This is a genomic window from Rhodoflexus caldus (assembly GCF_021206925.1).
In the GTDB taxonomy this organism is placed as follows: domain Bacteria; phylum Bacteroidota; class Bacteroidia; order Cytophagales; family Thermoflexibacteraceae; genus Rhodoflexus; species Rhodoflexus caldus.
Window position 1 is genome coordinate 1 of sequence record NZ_JAJPRF010000015.1, and the last position, 17,401, is coordinate 17,401.

Annotated in this window: 14 protein-coding genes; 6 read left to right on the forward strand and 8 right to left on the reverse strand. The window is 48.9% G+C overall.

Annotation, left to right across the window (positions count from 1 at the left end; all coding sequences use genetic code 11):
• The first annotated feature begins 170 nt into the window (after positions 1–170).
• Positions 171–956 (forward strand): GLPGLI family protein, encoded by a 786-nt coding sequence (locus NDK19_RS13720; RefSeq protein ID WP_250632471.1) that lies wholly within the window; start codon positions 171–173, stop codon positions 954–956.
• A gap of 96 nt (positions 957–1,052) precedes the next feature.
• A complete protein-coding gene (locus NDK19_RS13725; RefSeq protein ID WP_250632472.1) occupies positions 1,053–3,674 on the forward strand; it encodes a carboxypeptidase-like regulatory domain-containing protein in 2,622 nt (873 codons plus the stop codon).
• A 125-nt stretch (positions 3,675–3,799) separates the two neighbouring features.
• Here NDK19_RS13725 and NDK19_RS13730 read toward each other — a convergent pair whose 3' ends face one another.
• Entirely contained in the window at positions 3,800–4,219 is a 420-nt protein-coding gene (locus NDK19_RS13730) for a nucleoside-diphosphate kinase (RefSeq protein ID WP_250632473.1), read from the reverse strand.
• Positions 4,220–4,352: 133 nt separating this feature from the next.
• Here NDK19_RS13730 and NDK19_RS13735 point away from each other — a divergent pair, with 133 nt between their 5' ends.
• The 3 genes from NDK19_RS13735 to purH all read left to right on the forward strand — a co-directional run bounded on the left by NDK19_RS13735 (position 4,353) and on the right by purH (position 8,731).
• Positions 4,353–5,450, forward strand: a complete 1,098-nt coding sequence (locus tag NDK19_RS13735) for an alkaline phosphatase (protein ID WP_250632474.1) — start codon at positions 4,353–4,355, stop codon at positions 5,448–5,450.
• A gap of 117 nt (positions 5,451–5,567) precedes the next feature.
• Complete coding sequence (locus NDK19_RS13740; protein ID WP_250632475.1) at positions 5,568–7,130, forward strand: SPOR domain-containing protein; 1,563 nt, start codon at positions 5,568–5,570, stop codon at positions 7,128–7,130.
• Between the two features lie 77 nt (positions 7,131–7,207).
• Complete coding sequence (gene purH / locus NDK19_RS13745; protein ID WP_250632476.1) at positions 7,208–8,731, forward strand: bifunctional phosphoribosylaminoimidazolecarboxamide formyltransferase/IMP cyclohydrolase; 1,524 nt, start codon at positions 7,208–7,210, stop codon at positions 8,729–8,731.
• A 159-nt stretch (positions 8,732–8,890) separates the two neighbouring features.
• Here the strand turns inward: purH and NDK19_RS13750 are convergent, their stop codons facing one another.
• Together NDK19_RS13750 and NDK19_RS13755 are read right to left on the reverse strand one after the other, a co-directional pair.
• Positions 8,891–10,126 (reverse strand): M43 family zinc metalloprotease, encoded by a 1,236-nt coding sequence (locus NDK19_RS13750; RefSeq protein ID WP_250632477.1) that lies wholly within the window; start codon positions 10,124–10,126, stop codon positions 8,891–8,893.
• Between the two features lie 61 nt (positions 10,127–10,187).
• Entirely contained in the window at positions 10,188–10,637 is a 450-nt protein-coding gene (locus tag NDK19_RS13755) for a hypothetical protein (protein WP_250632478.1), read from the reverse strand.
• An 82-nt stretch (positions 10,638–10,719) separates the two neighbouring features.
• On the opposite strand from NDK19_RS13755, the gene NDK19_RS13760 reads away from it, so the two are divergent.
• Positions 10,720–11,100 carry a PH domain-containing protein gene (locus tag NDK19_RS13760; RefSeq protein ID WP_250632549.1) on the forward strand — a complete coding sequence of 127 codons (381 nt, stop codon included), beginning with the start codon at positions 10,720–10,722 and terminating at the stop codon, positions 11,098–11,100.
• A gap of 199 nt (positions 11,101–11,299) precedes the next feature.
• Here NDK19_RS13760 and NDK19_RS13765 read toward each other — a convergent pair whose 3' ends face one another.
• The 5 genes from NDK19_RS13765 to NDK19_RS13785 form a co-directional block, all read right to left on the reverse strand.
• The gene (locus NDK19_RS13765) at positions 11,300–12,577 is read right to left on the reverse strand and encodes an Nramp family divalent metal transporter (protein ID WP_250632479.1); all 1,278 of its coding nucleotides are present in this window, start codon (positions 12,575–12,577) and stop codon (positions 11,300–11,302) included.
• A 13-nt stretch (positions 12,578–12,590) separates the two neighbouring features.
• Complete coding sequence (locus NDK19_RS13770; protein WP_250632480.1) at positions 12,591–13,010, reverse strand: YbjN domain-containing protein; 420 nt, start codon at positions 13,008–13,010, stop codon at positions 12,591–12,593.
• Between the two features lie 56 nt (positions 13,011–13,066).
• Positions 13,067–14,155, reverse strand: a complete 1,089-nt coding sequence (locus NDK19_RS13775; RefSeq protein WP_250632481.1) for an endonuclease/exonuclease/phosphatase family protein — start codon at positions 14,153–14,155, stop codon at positions 13,067–13,069.
• A gap of 5 nt (positions 14,156–14,160) precedes the next feature.
• On the reverse strand, positions 14,161–14,571 hold the full coding sequence (locus NDK19_RS13780) for an EVE domain-containing protein (RefSeq protein WP_250632482.1): 411 nt from the start codon (positions 14,569–14,571) through the stop codon (positions 14,161–14,163).
• A gap of 411 nt (positions 14,572–14,982) precedes the next feature.
• Positions 14,983–17,388 (reverse strand): TonB-dependent receptor, encoded by a 2,406-nt coding sequence (locus NDK19_RS13785; protein WP_250632483.1) that lies wholly within the window; start codon positions 17,386–17,388, stop codon positions 14,983–14,985.
• Between the last annotated feature and the right edge of the window lie 13 nt (positions 17,389–17,401).

Here is a 17,401-nt window from a genome sequence, read left to right on the forward strand (position 1 = left end):
TGTCACTTTTAAGATGCGACGTGCAACGTGTGAAAAATACTTGCCATAGTTATATAAATTTGAAAGAATCACCAAGTAAAATTAGGTAATTCACTGATAATCACCAACCAAAAGGTCTAATTATTATCCTTAAATAATCCATATTTTTAATACACAATCAAATTAACTATATGAAATTATTATCATTCGTTTTACTGCAATTCCTGTTTTCTTTAGCCATTGCTCAACCTGCTGAACGCTGGGTAGAAGTTCAATACATGCAACGGATGAAAGACCATTTGATGGTAAATACTCCACCTGAGCTAATAAAGATTAAGCAGTTTACCCCCGGAGTATTGATTGCAGGTAAATATGTATCCATTTATGAAGATACCGGATCTACATCGGGCAGTGCAATTAAACCACCTGATCAGAACACTCAGAAAGAGCCTCTAAATAAAGAGGATGGTCAGCGATCCGCATTGCCTAGAACCTTAGTCTACAATAAAGTACTGCGTAAAATTTTCAAATCATTTGATACAAACATAATGGTAGTTGTTCATAAAACGCCAAATGCTCCATTTCGTATAGAAGAGCAGATAAGCGATAAAAACTGGACGATATTAAACGAGGTAGCCGTAATAGAAGGAATGAATTGTCGCAAGGCATTTTATGTGACTAAAAAAGGGATTACTATAGAAGCATGGTTCACTGATGCCATTCCTATTTCAAATGGTCCGGCTGAATATCATGGCTTACCCGGATTGATATTAAAAATTGAAAGTCCTTACTTAACGATTGAGGCTAATAAAATCAGCTTTATCAGGGAGCAAATCATCAAGCAGCCTACTGAAGGTGAGCTTATCAAAGCAGAGGAGTTGTTACAGCGAATGATGGGTACAAAACCTTCTATTGATGAAGAATCTTTGAAGAAAGAAATTATGAAAACCATCCCAAATTCATCTAGTAAGAATTAGAAAAGGCAGGAATTTTATTCTGGCGCTGTAAACGAAACTTAACTCATGTGGCAAAGAGTCTTTTTTTGTATAAGCATCCTGCTTACACTCCCTGCAATGCTTTTTGCGCAGGTTCCGCTAACGGGGCAGGCGATAGATATGGCCACACGTCAGCCCGTTGCCCGCGCCAATGTGCAGTTGCTGCAACCGGAGACTACGGCGGTGCTTGCCTTTGCCATAGCCGATCAGGAAGGTAAGTTTCGCCTCAAGCCGCAGGAGCCGGGGCGCTACTTGCTCAAGGTAACGGCTATGGGCTACCTGCCCGAAGAGAAATACATTGACCTAAGCGAGCAAAAAAATGAGTTTTTTATAGAGTTAAGCACCGATAAGGCCAGAGTGCTCAAAGAAATCATCATCCCCGGCTATCCGCCTTCTACCTTTAAAATTAGGGGCGATACGATTTTCTATAACATAGATGCAGTGCGCGACGGCACAGAAAAAAATCTTGGCGAGGCACTGAAAAAACTGCCCGGCATTTCGGTAGATGAAGACGGCAAGGTATCGTATCAGGGCAAGCCTATCAGGAAAATCATGGTAGAAAACAATGATTTTTTTGGCAATAAGCACCAGATGGCAACGCAGAACCTTTCTGCCGATATGGTGAAGGAAGTGGAACTGCACACCAAGTACAAGGAAAGCAACTTAGACAATTCAAACAATGGCGTTGTGATGAACGTGCTGCTGAAAGACGAGTTCAAAGGCAGACCTACGGGCAACCTGAGCGCGGGGGCGGGCAATCGCTACACGGCGCATAGCAATTTGTTTATGTTTGGTTCGGGCGGCAACAAAGCACTCATCAGCGATTTTAACAATACGGGTGAGTTGCCTATCACGCAGCAGGACTACTACGAAATGCGCGGCGGCATTCTCAATGTGATAGAGTCGCAGACCAATGATGCGTTGCAGCCGACAACTTCTCAGATTAGTTCACCGCGTTTTTTGCTGAGCAATACGAATCTGGAAACCAAAAACAGCCAGTTTTCGGCGCTGAATTTTGCACGCAGGTACAACAAAAAAACCAAGTTAGACATCTACGGCTACGTCAACCGCATCGGGCAAACTGACCGAAACAGCCGTACTGAAAATTTTATCGGCAATAATATTTCGTTCAACGAGCAGTTTCGCAACCGCACTGCCGTGTTGTTTGGCTCGGTTATGTTCAACCTCACCCACGAGCCGAATGATGATAATTACCTCAAATACAGCTTTACTTACAATCCTTCGGGCGATCGCATGGAGGAATCGTTGGTCAATAACCGCGCCGAGGGGGCGCTGGATGTACAAACCCGCCTGCGCAACCGCAATTTCAGCATTGGGCAGCAGGCTACGTATATCCGCAGGCTCAGCCCGCGCTGGATATGGAAAAGTCGCGCCTTGCAGCACTACGCTACCAATGACCAATTACTGGCTATCCGCAGTGCCGCACCTTTTTTGGGGCTGTCGTTTCCCACAGAGGATTTCAGCTTAGAGCAACCGCTGCAAACCCGCGACCAGTTCTACTCATTGCGCAGCGAACTGAGCAGGAAGCAGAATACACGGCATTTTGTAAGTTTTTTTGCAGGCTTTGAGCATAAAAATCAGCAGTTGGAAAATCGTTGGCAGCTTGCTGAAAATGAACCGCGCAATAATTTGCGCCTTGCCAACAGCCTCTACAAGGGCGGCATACAAACCATGCAGGCAATGGGGCGCGTGGCGGAACTCAAATTTACGGCGCAGGCGCTCTACCTTGACCATCGGTTAGATGCGGGCGCGGCAACAGCGGCTACTACCAACAACAGTCGCTGGTTGTTTGAACCGGACATAGAACTTTCCAAACAAGTCGGCGAAAGTCAGCTTTCTTTGCAGTGGAAGGTGAATTATCGTTATGCTGCCGTAGAGCAACTGCTCACGCACCCGTTCATCAGGGATTACCGAACATTGAAACAAAACGGCGAAATAGTTGGCAGCACTCCTACGCGCAGCGAGAATCTTACTTTCAGTTGGCGCCGCATGAACATGCTGAAAGGCAGTATGCTTTTTGCCAATGTGATGTACACACGCGCTGTTAATGAAATTATCAATGTGTCGGAATCCATAGACCGCAATACGGTGGTACTCCGCACCTTGTTTGCGCCGTTTTCGGAGGCGATTCAGGCATTTGCCAACTATGACCACAAGTTTCGCCGCCTGCCTTTGGGTATTAAGAATAACATCGTGGTGCTACACCGCGAAGGCGATAATTTTGAGGGTAGCAATCCTTCACGTTTTTCTACCCGTATGCTGAACTATCGGAGTAGTATGTATACCGTTTTCAAAGAGCCTGTTTTTCAGGCGGAATTTGGTTTAGGTTTCAGCATGACGCGGTCGTATTATGCTTTTTCAGACCGCCTCAATACTTTCCGCAGCTGGCAGCCCTACACAAAGTTTCGGGGGAAGTATGGGCAGTTAGTCTGGGAACTGATGCTGGAATACCGCTATCAGGACGCACAGATTAATGCCAATGAAATTTTCTTCATCAATCCATCGCTGCGTTATACGCCGAAAGGCAAGCGCCACGAATGGTTCATCAGTGGTAATAATATTGCCAATATGGGTAAAAATCAGATAGTTGCGGCCGTATTTACCAACAACAGCATTACAGTTTCCGAGCGCGCCATCCTGAGCGGCTATTTGCTGGGCGGCTTTAAGTTTGGTTTTTAAGTGAACGCGAGTAGTATAATTATGCAAAAACCTGACGGAGCACTAAGCCCTGTCAGGTTTAAATATTTGGTTTTCAAAAGTTTACACTAAAAAAACGTTTGCAAATCACTTGCGCTTTTGTATAATTAGAATTGCTCCATGCCGGAGAAGAAGAAAGCGCCTTCAATGGCTGCGTTTTCGTCAGAGTCGGAGCCGTGGATAGCATTGGCCTCAATAGATTTTGCAAACAATTTGCGGATAGTGCCCGGCTCTGCATTGGCAGGGTTGGTTGCGCCAATCAGTTTGCGGAAATCAGCTACGGCGTTGTCTTTTTCCAAAATCATGGCAATGATGGGGCCTGATGACATGTAGCTGCACAGGTCTTTGTAGAAAGGACGCTCTTTGTGTACGGCATAAAATTCGCCTGCGCGCTCAGGTGTCAGACGGGTCAGTTTAGCCGCCACAATGCGGAAACCTGCTTCTTCTATCATCTTGATAATAGCGCCGCTGTTGCCTGCCTGATAGGCATCAGGCTTAATCATGGTAAATGTGCGATTGGTTGCCATTTTTAGAATCTTTATGTTATGTCTGTGTGAAATTTGGCGCAAAGGTAGCCGCTCCCCTTGCGAAAAGCAATTGAATTGCCCCGATAAGGCATAACTTTGTAGGAGTTGATTTTTCACTTATATTGAAGGATTCATGCAAAAATTCAGATTGTACGGCTGCTGGGCATTGCTGTTTGCCTTGACCATCAGCACAGCATCACATGCACAACAACGCCCCGGTAAATTGCCCAAAGCCAAAAACATCATTTTGATGATTGGGGACGGCATGGGCTCATCGCAAGTATTTGCCGCCTACACGGCACAAAAGGGGCAGCTCAACATGATGACCTTCCCTGTAACGGGTTTCTCCCTGACGCAGTCGGAAAGCCACTACATTACCGATTCGGGAGCAGGCGGAACGGCGCTTTCTACCGGCAAGCGCACCTACAACGGCGCAATTGGGGTAGATATGAACAAACAGCCGTTGCCGACTATTTTGGAAATAGCTAAACAAAACGGATTGGCAACGGGCATTGTAGTTTCATGTGCGGTTACACATGCTACACCTGCCGATTTCTATGCACATCAGGCCTCGCGTGCGCTGGATGAAGATATTGCTGCCGACTTGCTCAAAACGCAACCCGATGTGGTAATTGGCGGCGGTTACAAGTTTTTTGCCAATCGCAAAGACGGCCGCAACCTGATTGAGGAGCTCAAAAAAGCAGGCTATCAGTTTGCAGACTCCACGGCAGATTTAAGCAGCTACAAAAGCGGCAAACTCGTAGCACTGATGGCACACGGGCATCCTGCCAAAATTACGGCAGGGCGCGGCGACTTGCTGCCCAAAGGCACACAAACCGCCCTCAATATCCTTTCACAAAACAAAAAAGGGTTTTTCCTAATGGTGGAAGGCTCACAAATTGACTGGGCAGGCCATGACAACGACTTTGAGTACAACGTTCAGGAAACCATTGACTTTGACAAAGCGGTAGGCATTGCGCTGGATTTTGCCAAAAAAGACGGCAACACGCTGGTTATCGTAACGGCAGACCACGAAACGGGCGGCTTGGCACTCACCGAAGGCAACATTGCCGAAGGTAAAGTTGGCGGTAAGTTTATCATTAAAGACCATACGGCCGTAATGGTGCCTGTATTTGCCTACGGGCCGGGTGCAGAGGCATTTACGGGCGTTCAACTGAACACCGATATTTTCAAAAAAATGTTGGATGCGTACCGCTTTAAAGCCAAATAACCAATAAATCCCGTCGTTGCAGAAAAGAGTTTCAGACTTCGCAAAAAGTTTGAAACTCTTTTTGCATTTTTGATAACTGACAAGTTGCTTGCTTTTATCCCCTTCACTACATCAGTTATGAAACGACTTTTTTTCGGTATCATCCTCGCCTTTGGTCTGATTGGGGCAGTGCATGACTCTTTGGCGCAAACACGCAGATTTGCCATACAGTTAGGGGTTTTTCAAAATCCGAACACAACGCGGTTTCAGTCGCTGCAAGATTTAGGCTCCCTCTTGCAGGATACGCACCCCAAAGGGACACGCATACGCTTGGGGGATTACCCGCGCCGAGTTATGGCCGATAGTATTTTACAAATCGTACACAGGCGAGGATTCAAAGATGCTTTTACTTTTCAGTTGGATGAGCCGTCGCGCTCACCGATGGAAAATATCATTGCGGCTTCCGGCAGAAATATTTTATACACCATTCAGGTAGGGGTTTACATAGACCGAAACTCGTTGCCCAATACAAGCGAGCTGAAGCATTTGGGCGCACTTTACGAGTTGCAGGAAGACGGCTTCATCAAGTTGCGGCTGGGGGCATTTGCCAAACGCGACTCGGCGAGTGCAGTGCTGAAAACCATCAGAGAATATGGCTACAGCCGTGCATTTATCACCGAAGTCAGCCCAATGGTGATGAAACGCGACATCAGTGCTTCGGCAGGCGATATGGGCGAAGAGTCCTTCCAGACGGCCAGCCTCTACAAGCGCATGAAGGGAAAACTGAATGGCAAATGGGATGTGGTAGTGCATGTTTACATGGGCGGCCAGTCGGTCAGCGGCCACTACAACGACCCCGAAACAGGGCAGCACAAGCGTTTCAGTTATCATGGCGGCTTAGACAATCCCGTAACCTTTGTATCCAATAGTCGCAGCATCCCGCAAACGCTGAATTTCAGTTTCAGGGATAAAGAATCCGGCAAAACAGTCAGCATGAGCCTGACCGAATCTTACGACGCAGGTTCGGCCAGATGGGAGGTGATGAGCTTTTACCGCAAAAAAGTAAAAGACCAACAGGGCGACCAGATTGGCGCAGATATTTACTTGGAATACCCCTACACCAAAGATTTGGCAAGCAAAGTGGCCGAGCAGCGCATCAATGCCGGTCTTGCGCAAATTAAAGGCTATACCGACCCTGCCGGCGTAGGTGCGATAGTAGAAAAGCAATTAAACGGGAATGTGCGTTTGGTGAGTGCTGTTTATCCGAAATATAGCTGGCTATCAGAAACTTACGAAACCAAGATTCTGGAAAACGACCGCCACATTTTCAGTGTGCGGATGCTGTACGAGCGGGTGAACAGCCAAACGGAGAATAAAATTACATTCCGCTCGTGGGATATGCGCACCGGTCAGGAACTCACGCTGGCCAACCAGTTGCGCCCGGGCGCCGACAAAATGCTGCGAACCCTGTTGCGCAAACGGCTCGGCGAACGCTACGCACAGTTGCGCCCTTCGCTTACCGATGTGAATGCAAGCGTGGAAGATATGCTCGTAAACTACTATTTTACTGCAACGGGCATTTCATTTTTTCGCGACCATAAGCCGTGGAGCGTGATAGAAGGCGGCATTACGCTTTCCATACCCTATAAAGACATTGCGCAATGGTTGCATGATAAAAATGCGGTAACTGCTCCAAAGTAAAAGGCAAGGAGGGAAGAATAACGCCCAAACCTCGCAATTTTTTCCCAACTTTGCGGCGCAATTCTCCCATCTTTGTCATGCAAAAGAAAATCAGTTCCGCCCTTGTTTCAGTTTATTACAAAGACCATCTAGAGCCGTTGTTGCGCCTGTTGCACCAACACGGCGTGCAATTATACTCCACCGGAGGCACGCAGCAATTTATTGAAAGCCTGAAACTGCCTGTTACGGCGGTGGAAGACCTCACGGGCTATCCTTCCATTTTTGGCGGGCGCGTAAAAACCCTGCACCCCAAAGTGTTTGGCGGCATCCTGCATCGCCGCGACTTTGCCGATGACCGCGCGCAGGCGGCGCAATACGAAATTCCCGCCATTGACATGGTCATTGTAGATTTGTATCCCTTTGAGGAAACCGTTGCTTCGGGTGCTGCTGAGGCGGATATTATTGAAAAAATTGACATTGGCGGCATTTCTTTGATTCGTGCGGCTGCCAAAAATTTCAGCGATGTACTGATTGTTTCTTCGCGTGAACAATACAAAGACGTGTACCAAATGCTTTCGGAGCAAAACGGCACAACCACGCTTGCCCAGCGCCGCCACTATGCTGCCAAGGCTTTTGACATGAGTTCGCACTACGATACCGCTATTTTTAACTATTTCAACCGCACCGAAGAACTGCCTGTTTTCAAGCAAAGCCTTCGCCAAGGGCGTACATTGCGCTACGGCGAAAATCCGCACCAAAAAGGCTATTTCTTTGGCAATTTGGATGCGATGTTTGACCAACTGAACGGCAAAGAACTGTCTTACAACAACTTGGTGGATATAGACGCTGCCGTCAAACTGATTGCCGAATTTGGCGATGAACCTGCTTTTGCTATTCTGAAACACACCAACGCTTGCGGTGCGGCCACGGCAGGCAACGTGCGCGATGCTTACCTGAAAGCCTTGCAGGCAGACCCTGTATCGGCTTTTGGCGGTGTACTGGTAACGAACAAGCCCATTGATTTGGCTACTGCCAAAGAATTGGATACCCTGTTTTTTGAGGTACTGATTGCCCCGCTGTTCTACGAATCGGCACTGCCGGTGCTGAAAACCAAGAAAAACCGCATTCTTTTGCAGCAAAAAATAACCACCCTGCCCGATTTGCAGATAAAAACCTTGCTCAACGGCATTATTGCACAAGACCGCGACGCAAAAACCGAAACAGCAGCCGACCTGAAAACCGTTACTAAGCGCGAACCGACCGCCGAAGAAGTAAAAGCCTTGCTTTTTGCCAATAAATTAGTCAAACATGCCAAAAGTAATACCATCGTTTTGGCGCAGGACGGGCAATTGTTTGCCAGCGGTGTCGGGCAGACCTCGCGCGTAGATGCTTTGCGCCAAGCCATTGAAAAAGCCAAGCATTTCGGATTTGATTTGAGCAAGGCAGTAATGGCCTCCGATGCCTTCTTTCCATTCCCCGATTGTGTGGAAATTGCGCATGAGGCAGGTATCCGCGCCGTGATTCAACCGGGGGGCTCTATCAAAGATGCCGACTCTATCGCCTTCTGCGATGCGCACGATATGGCAATGGTATTTACAGGGGTGCGCCATTTTCTGCATTGATAGTAAGACGCGATTAATCGCGTCTCTACATCGGATTTGTGATTAATCGCATCTATACATTCATCATACATGAATTAAACCCGACAGGTTTCCAAAGCCTGTCGGGTTTTGTGTATTAAGAAATCGCCGTAACTCTTCACCACCTGCCTCAATCAGTTTTTACTGCCAATAAATTTTCCGAACAACTGTACCTTGCGGTGTAAACAGCCGCAGAGTATAAATACCCGCAGCGGGTGGCAGCGGTCGGATTTCATTTTGCGGCGATTCTATTTCACCCGAAGTAATGACCTGCCCCAACAGGTTGCAGATTTCGTAGCGGCAGCCCAACAGCGGATGCGGACTTTCTACCCGAATCACATCCGTAACGGGATTGGGGAAAATGCGCACCTGTTCCGCCAAATTGACCTTTTGCAGAAAGGCCTCAACATCGCCCTTGCTCACATTGCTGCTGAGCAACTCGCGGCGGCGCGGGCTGATGGCCAGCACCTGCCGCATACGTGCCACTTGACAGGCAGTGAACAGGTTCATGCAGGCATCGTCGGTAAACTCCATGAAATTTTGATACATCGCAGGCCAATCGCAGCCAAAAGCATTTTCAGGGCAGGCAAACGAAGCTACCGGCGTGCGGGGAGTATCGTCGCAGTAGTCGTTGGTTTCGTCGCAACTGTTCTGAAAAGGATGCAGCAGTCCCAGAAAATGCCCAATCTCGTGCGTGAGCGTGCGTCCGCGGTCATAGCGGCGCGGTATCGGCTGTTCGCGCAGCGGCAGCGCCCAAGGGGCTTTTACGATAGACCCCAGCCTGTCGTAGCGGACAACAACACCGTCCCTTTCGGGAAACGCCAATATTTCGGCAATGCCGCCCAGTTCCGAAAGTTCGGGATATTGTGCATAGCCCAAAATTCCCACCCCGATGTTTTCTACTACCCAAACGTTCAGGTAGCGAGTCGGCTCCCATATGGTAGCAGGTTTGATGACCGTATCAATCAATCCGATACTGAGCCGACCGTTATTAGGGCGCGGCAATTGTACGCGGTGAATCCCCGGTTCGGGCAGTAAATTCCCCGCGGGGTCGGTGGCTGCCGGATAAAATTCTATCCCTGCATCGGCTGCAACGGACTGAAAGATGGGCAAAGTGCGGCTTGCATCGGCATTTTTGCGGCGGAAGTCTTCGTTGAGTACTTCTATTTGCGAAAAAATCTGTTCGGCAGCGATATTACAACCCTGCCCCACAGGTTCACCATAATGAATGACATGAAAAATTAGCGGAATTTGCAGGATTGCATTCTCGGTGCGTCCATTATTGACGGACAGCGATTGCTTCAACAAATGCTGATAGCGCATAAAATAATCGGCGCCTTCGGTTGAAGTGCCGCAACGCTGTTCATTCTGTGCCAAAAGGTGTTGAGTTAGTAGTGAGAGAAAGCAGAGAGAGCAGATAAACAAAAATTGCCGCATGTCAGCGCCATTTGATGGTTTTAAAAATTTCGTAGATAAATGGCTGTTGGTCGGCGGTTTCTTCGTTTTCGTTCGGGCCACCCGAGAATACGACAACCTCATCACCCATAACAACTGCATAGTAATTAGTGGTTGCGCCACCCCAGAAACCTCCACAGGCGATGGTAGCATCAGCAGGAATGCCTTGTTCGGTAAACTGCTCGGCGGCAATTTCTGCAAGCGGCTGGTTTAAATCGCCTAACGGTTCTTCTTTGCCGTTGATGAGCAAGGTAAGACGGCTCACGGGCGCATAGCCCATTGAATCCATTCCCAAGTTTTCAATTTTCCACGCCAATTGCAGAGTAGTTGTTTCCGTAGTGGTTTGCGTTTGTTCGTCAGCAGACTTGTTACCGCAGGCAGTTATTCCAAGAGATGCGATGCCTACAAGGGCAATGAGCAGAATTTTTTTCATAAATATGTGTTTTGTATAGCAAACAAATTTAGCCAAATGCGCGCTTTTTTTGGTAAATTGGGCTGTTAAAACTTGTCAAATGATGAAACTTTTCTCAAGCCTTTTGGGCAATGCCTCCGCAATATCCCCTGATAAGTTACAGGAAGAACTTGCTCCGCTGTTGATTGAGGGCGAAACGGTGGAAATCGGATTTAAAATTATTCGCGATACCATCATATTTACCAACAAACGGCTGATACTTGCCGACAAACAAGGGCTTACGGGCAGTAAAGCAGAATATTTATCAATTGCTTACAAAAGCATTACCCGTTTCAGCGTAGAAACTGCCGGTACTTTTGACTTGGAAGCCGAACTGAAAATTTGGATTTCAGGCGAACAGCAGCCCAGCATCAGCAAAAACTTTAACAAAAGTGTGAATGTATATGATGTGCAGAAGGTGCTTGCGCATTATGTGCTGAGATGAGCAGATTTAAACGCACTACATCAGTTGATGTTATACAAAAGCGCAAGGGGAGGATGAAAAATATAAATTCCTGAAAAACAGGTGTTTATATCCAAAAAGTTTACAAGACCCCTCAGGGTTTGTGTATAGCTTGACTACGCACATACAAGACCTTTTTGTTCATGTGGTTAGCAACTTGACATATGCACTTCATAAATGCTCAGTCGTTGCGATGCCGCCTGATTTGCCATGCTACCACGGCCACCGACAAGCTGCTCACAGCCGCCGACAGCATCCACGACTTGTCAGGGGCAATTTCCCACAAAAAGATTGTTTGCGCAGCCTTCACAAGGTTTTGCATACCCAGCAAAGTACATACCCACAGTACCCCGCTGCCGGCTAAGTTGCCCCAAACGCCGTTGCAGTGGGCTTTGGGCAGCAGTCGCGAATTGTTTACTGCCAGCAATAAAATTGCAGCCATAAAAGGCAACAACATGCCGTTTGCCACCTGCGCGGCCAGAATTACGGGTACGGGTTTGATGCCTAACAATCCGAAAATCAACCCGAATAGCATCACTCCCCCCCATATCAGGCGAAAACTGTTGGGTGAAAAAGTGTTTTTGCTTGTGCTTTGTATGGTAACGGCAGCAGCCAGCGGTGCTGTAACGGAGGAACTGAACCCTGCCGCAAACAAACCTGTGGCAAATAACCATACGCCCGCTGTGCCTGTATTGGTGCGAATGGCATTGGCAAAGGCCGCAAACTGAAAAGGTTCTTTCAGGAAAGTACCTGCTGCCAGAATCGTTACGGATACTGCGCCGCCCAGCAATACGGCGACAGATATGCCCCGTCGCATTTCAGCGATGCTTTGCCCTTGCCCGATACCCGAAGCCAGAAAGAGATTGTAGGGAACTATGGTCGTTCCAAGCAGCCCCGTGAGCAGCAGCAGGCTTCCTTCGGGCAATTGCGGAACAAACAAACCTTGCAGCCACTCGCCGATGCCGTGTGAGGTTTTCCATGCCAGACGGCCAAACATCAGCCCCATAAGAGCAACGGCAACGCCCATGCTTTTGGCCACTGTCTGCGGAGTGCCCTGCCACAGGAAGAGACTGCCCGCAGCAGCCACCAGCAGAGCAGCTACAGGAGAGGGGATATCCCAGAGCAACTGCAAGCCCGATACTGCCCCCAAAATATTTCCTGCCTGATAGGCAGCACAGCCCATTACGATAGCCACGGCAACTAACCTTGCCATGAAAAAACCGCCAAATTGATGCAGTAATATTTGTCCGAGATTTTTTTCCCCTGCCAGTGTGAGGCGGGCTGCCTTTTCCTGCAAAACGATGCAGGCAAGCGTGGCAAACAACAGTCCCCAAAGCAGCGAAAGCCCATAGGAAGCACCCGCAGAGGCTGCCGTAGTAACAGTGCCCGGCCCTATGAAGGCTGCCGAAATCACCGACCAAAACAGGATATTTCCGGCGCTGCTGCTGATATACTTCATGGGAAGAGGATGCTTATGCCGCGTATTTTTTCTTCAAATAATCATCATATTCGTCTGCATATACACCTATACGCGTGAGCATGGCAAGTGCTTCTTCCATGCTCAATCCTTCCAATTCGCGGATACTGCGCAGATAGAGCCAACCGTCGTGCATAGAGAATGCGGCACTGTAAAGTTGATGGTTCAGGTGGAGCAGCTCTTCAAAAAAGTCGCTGCGCTTATCTCCCTGCGGTACTTTCATCAGGGGCGACATGATTTGCAAATAGCCGTAGTCATCGCGTTCGCGCGAGAGAAATATGTTAATCCAAACACTTGCAGAACCCTTGCGCAAGTCCCATTGTCCGGCTTTTTGTGTGCGTGTTTCGGCAGGGTTCACGCCCAGCGCCTCAATGGCACTTTCCACAATTCGGTAGTAATTAGACAAATCAAGCATACGATTTTGGTTAGCCGAAGGTAAAGAAAACAAATATTTGGGATATGCGACGAAAATCAGCGCTGTGAAATGCGGTAGCCTGCTTTCAGCGGGAAATGGTCGGAATAGTCGGCTTCTCTGATGGTTCGCAGCCGCACCGCTTCCAAACCATCACCGTAGAATTGATTGTCAATTCTTAGAAAGAAAAGTTTACCATTGTAGGTAAAACCGAAACCTGCCGCTGCCTTTTCAAAGGCGTTATTGAGTATGCGACTGAACCGATAATAAGTATGGCTGTACGGTACATCGTTCAAATCTCCGCAGAGAATCACCCGATAAGGCGAAGTTGCGATGTGCTGCATAATGATTTGTATTTGCATACTGCGCTGCACCAAGCCCCAGCGAAGCCTTTGGAAAACGTCTTTGGAAATCTGTTTGATTTTTTCCGTATCGCTGCCGGTTTGGAAAAGTGCGTGCTCCTTAATGCTCATGGATTGCAGGTGGATGTTATAAACACGCACGGTATCCTTTCGGATGGCGATATCGGCAAAAATAGCCCCGTAGGGATAGCGCCCTTTCAGGTCAATAAAGCCTTTATTAACAATTGGGAAGCGGGAGTAGATGGCAAGCCCCATTTTGCCTCCCAAATCGTTCAGGCAGCAGGGGCTGAAATAGTACTGATAGCCGGCGCGCTTGCCTATTCGCTGCGGCATATTGAAAAGCGAGGAAGTATCTAATTGGTAGTATTCCTGAAAGCATTTAATGTCCGAAGAGTCGCGCATGACCCATTGCACAATGGCTTTTGCCTGAGCGCTGTGTTCGGCGCGGTCGTAGGCATTGAACAGGCGCACGTTATAACTCAACAGTTCAAAATCGGGCGGTGTATCGTTGGGTAGGTTCAGGGCAAAGGTAGCGCCCCAATAGGGGAAAGCTGCCAGCAGCCCCAGTGCAGGATAGGCTGCCATGCGGAGTTTGCGGAGCGCCAACCACACAATCAACAGTACGATATGCCCCGTTACGCAAACGGGAATAGCCAGCGCCAAAAAGCCTGCCGGCCAAAAGGTTTCGGGCGAAACCAAGGGCGCAGCATAACAAAACAGGCTGAAAACCAGTAATATGCGGTTGGCATAGAGGAACAATATCCGCAGCAGCGAGCGTATGGTCATATGGTTTACGACGGATGTCCCATGGCTACAATCAGGTCAAACTCTGCTGCCGTAACAGGCATTACTGATAAGCGCGACTGTTTAATAAGGCCGATGTTGGCAAGTTGCGGTTCGGCTTTGATGGCTGCCAGACTGACTAATCGGGGAAATTCGCTGTACCACTCTAAATCTACTACAACCCAGTTGGGGTCTGTGGTGGTAGGGTCTTGATAGGCAGTGCGCACCACTTTGGCAATGCCGACTACCCCCGGGTTGGTATTGCTGTGATAGAAAAGCGCCAAGTCGCCTTCCTGCATGGCTTTCAGGTTATTGCGTGCCTGAAAATTGCGCACCCCGTCCCAGAAGGTGCGGCGGTCGCGGGTGAAGTCCGCCCATGAATAAGTTTCGGGGTCGGATTTAACAAGCCAGTAATTCATAGTTTCAAAACTACTTCATTTGCGCAGATTTTTAAAATGATTGTTTCCTTGCGGGGTGTAATGATGTGTAGCGCTTATTTAAATTTTTAAAAATAATCCTCAATATTAGCGCACACTTCAAAGCCTGCCAACTCAAAATAGTCAAGCTGTTATTCAAAATTGTTTTCTTTGCTCAAATGGTTGCAAAATTTTTCGGCTGTTTTAAAATCTTCCGTCAAGTCTAACATTGCCTGCATGTATGCAAACTCATCTGCTCACAGGGCTTTCAGCCACCGATAGGGATTGCTTTTCTATCGCCGCCCAAACCCCGTCAGCAATCGTAAGACTCTGTCGGCGGTTTTTACTACCCATCTGCTCACGGGGCTTTCAGCCATCGGTAGGGATGGTTTGCCGCCGACAGTGATTCATTCATCAAAATACCACGCGCAGAGTGGCGTAGAAGTTTCTGCCCGGCGCGCTGATGCCCGAGGCAAAAATGCGATAATGGCGGTCGGTGATGTTGTCTATGCCGCCTTGCAGTTGCAGCCAACGGTTGAGTTGGTATGCCGTGCGCAGGTTGAGTGTCAGCCATGCGGGCATTCCGTCGGGGGTGGCATATTGCAAGTTGTCTTCGCCGCTGGGGCTGAAATCGGCGCGACGTTTCCAGCCGTTGTACTGTGCCCAAAATTCGGCACGCAGTTTTTTGCGTGTTGCCGTCAGGGAAGTTTGCCCGTAGAGCGGTGGGATATGGTCAAGCGGTACGCCTTCGCTGGTTACGCGTCCGCGAGTCCATGTCAGATTAGACTGGAAAGCCAACCAATCGGCTAACTGCGCTTTCAGGGTTGCCTGCACGCCGTACACCACCGCACGGTTTGCATTGGTGAGCATTTGCACCCGGCTTTTGCGGTTGTCATACATCACGGAATCTTGCCCGTTAAATTGCGAATTGCGCACCACTAATGCGTTGGTAAACCAGCTATGGAAACCCGTTACTTCGGCAAAAACTCTGTCCTGCACATTTTTAGATACCGTCATTTCGGCATTGTAAACGTATTCGGGTTTGATATTCGGATTGGGCAGGATGACGTTACCGGGCGTAGAGTCAAAAATTTTGCCCAAATCGTCTACATTGGGCGAACGGAAGCCCGATGAGAGCAAGGCACTCAACCGCCAGCCGCTGTTGGCGTTCCATGCCAAGCCCATATTGCCCGTGAAGGCATTGTTGCGCTGTTCGGCGCGGTCAAACGGAAAAGGATAAAACGAGCGCTCAACAAATCGTGCATTGAGCGTAATGTACTGATAGCGAAGTCCTTGCGAAAAGACAACCTGCCGACTCTTACCCATCTCCCATGCGTGGGTCAGGTAGAGGGCAAAACTTTGCGTTTGGCTGCCGCCGTCGGGGTAGCGCGTGCTGGCAGGTGTTCGTGCCTGATTGCGCACGTTGATGTTGTAGGCGACCGATTGCACATCATTATGCGCCATTTCTAAGCCGTATCTGATTTCGTTGCGGTCGCCTATATCTTTAATCATATCGGCATTGACGGAAAACACATTGACCGTTTCTTCGCGGTGGGTGCGGTTGGCTGCCCCAAACCGACGCGTGATGCGGCTTTCAAAAATGTTTTGCCATGCCAAAATCACGCTGGCTTTGTCATAAAATTCGGTTTCGCCCAAAAAGTCGGCGCGAAGCGATGCCAGCAGGCGCTTTTGGGGGCCGTAGTCCCAAACTGCCCAGCGGGGCAGCCCGCGGTTGTCATATTCGCCGTAGCGGTCGGTGCGAGGCAAATCGGAGGTGGTTGAATACTGCACGTTCAGCATGAAACGATTGTCCTCATGGGGCTGGAAGGCAATTTTTTGCAGTAAATCCAACTGCGAATAGCCTGACCATCTTTGCAGGTTGGGGTTGGAATTGACTAAGGCAGTGTCTCTGCCGTTGATAAAGGCCGGAAAAACAGGACGCGCCCAGATGTTCTCATAGCCGCGCGGATAAACCGAGCCGGCGCGTTGTTCGCCGAAGTGTTTGTGGGTAATGCTTGTCAGTGAAGCCCACTTGCCCGCTGCCAAATTGACGATGGCGTTGCCCGTCCATTCGCTGTTGGCAGAAGAAACCCGCGTAAACGCCGAACCGCTTGTCCGAAACTTGCCGTCGGCGGAAAATTCGGGGTTGCGCGTAAAAAAGTGCATCACCCCGCCGAGGGCATCGCTGCCGTAAATCACCGAGCCGGGGCCAAACACCACTTCGGCTTTTTCCAGCACGTTGGGGTCTAAGGTGATGACGTTTTGCAAATGCCCCGAGCGATAAATGGCGTTGTTCATGCGCACGCCGTCCACCACGAGCAACACGCGGCTTGCCTCAAAGCCGCGCAGCACGGGACTGCTGCCGCCCATTTGGCTGGTTTGCACGAACACATGCCCCGTTTGGCGCAGCAAATCGCCCGTATTTTGCGGGTTGTAAAAAGCAATCCGCCGCGCATCCACCGTTTCAATTTTGTTGGGCAAATCGGTGCGGGCTTCGGCAAACTTATTGGCGGAGAAAACTATCTCTTCCAGATTGATGACTTTCTCGGTCAGCCATACACTGCCTGCCGCTGCCAGTTGCGATTTGAGGTAACGTTGCTCCATATAGCCCGCATGGCGAATCAGCAGCGTATCTGTATCGGCAAAATCGGATAAATCGGCTTTCCCTTTGCTGTCGGTTACAGCTTGTTTATCTTTTTTCTGATTGATAATCAGCACATTGGAAATAGGTTTTTCCTCCGCTTTGTCGGTAACGGTAACGGTTTGCGCCTGTGCTGCCAAACTGCCGCACAGCAAGAGCAAGAGATAATACTTTTTCATAGTGTTTACTGCA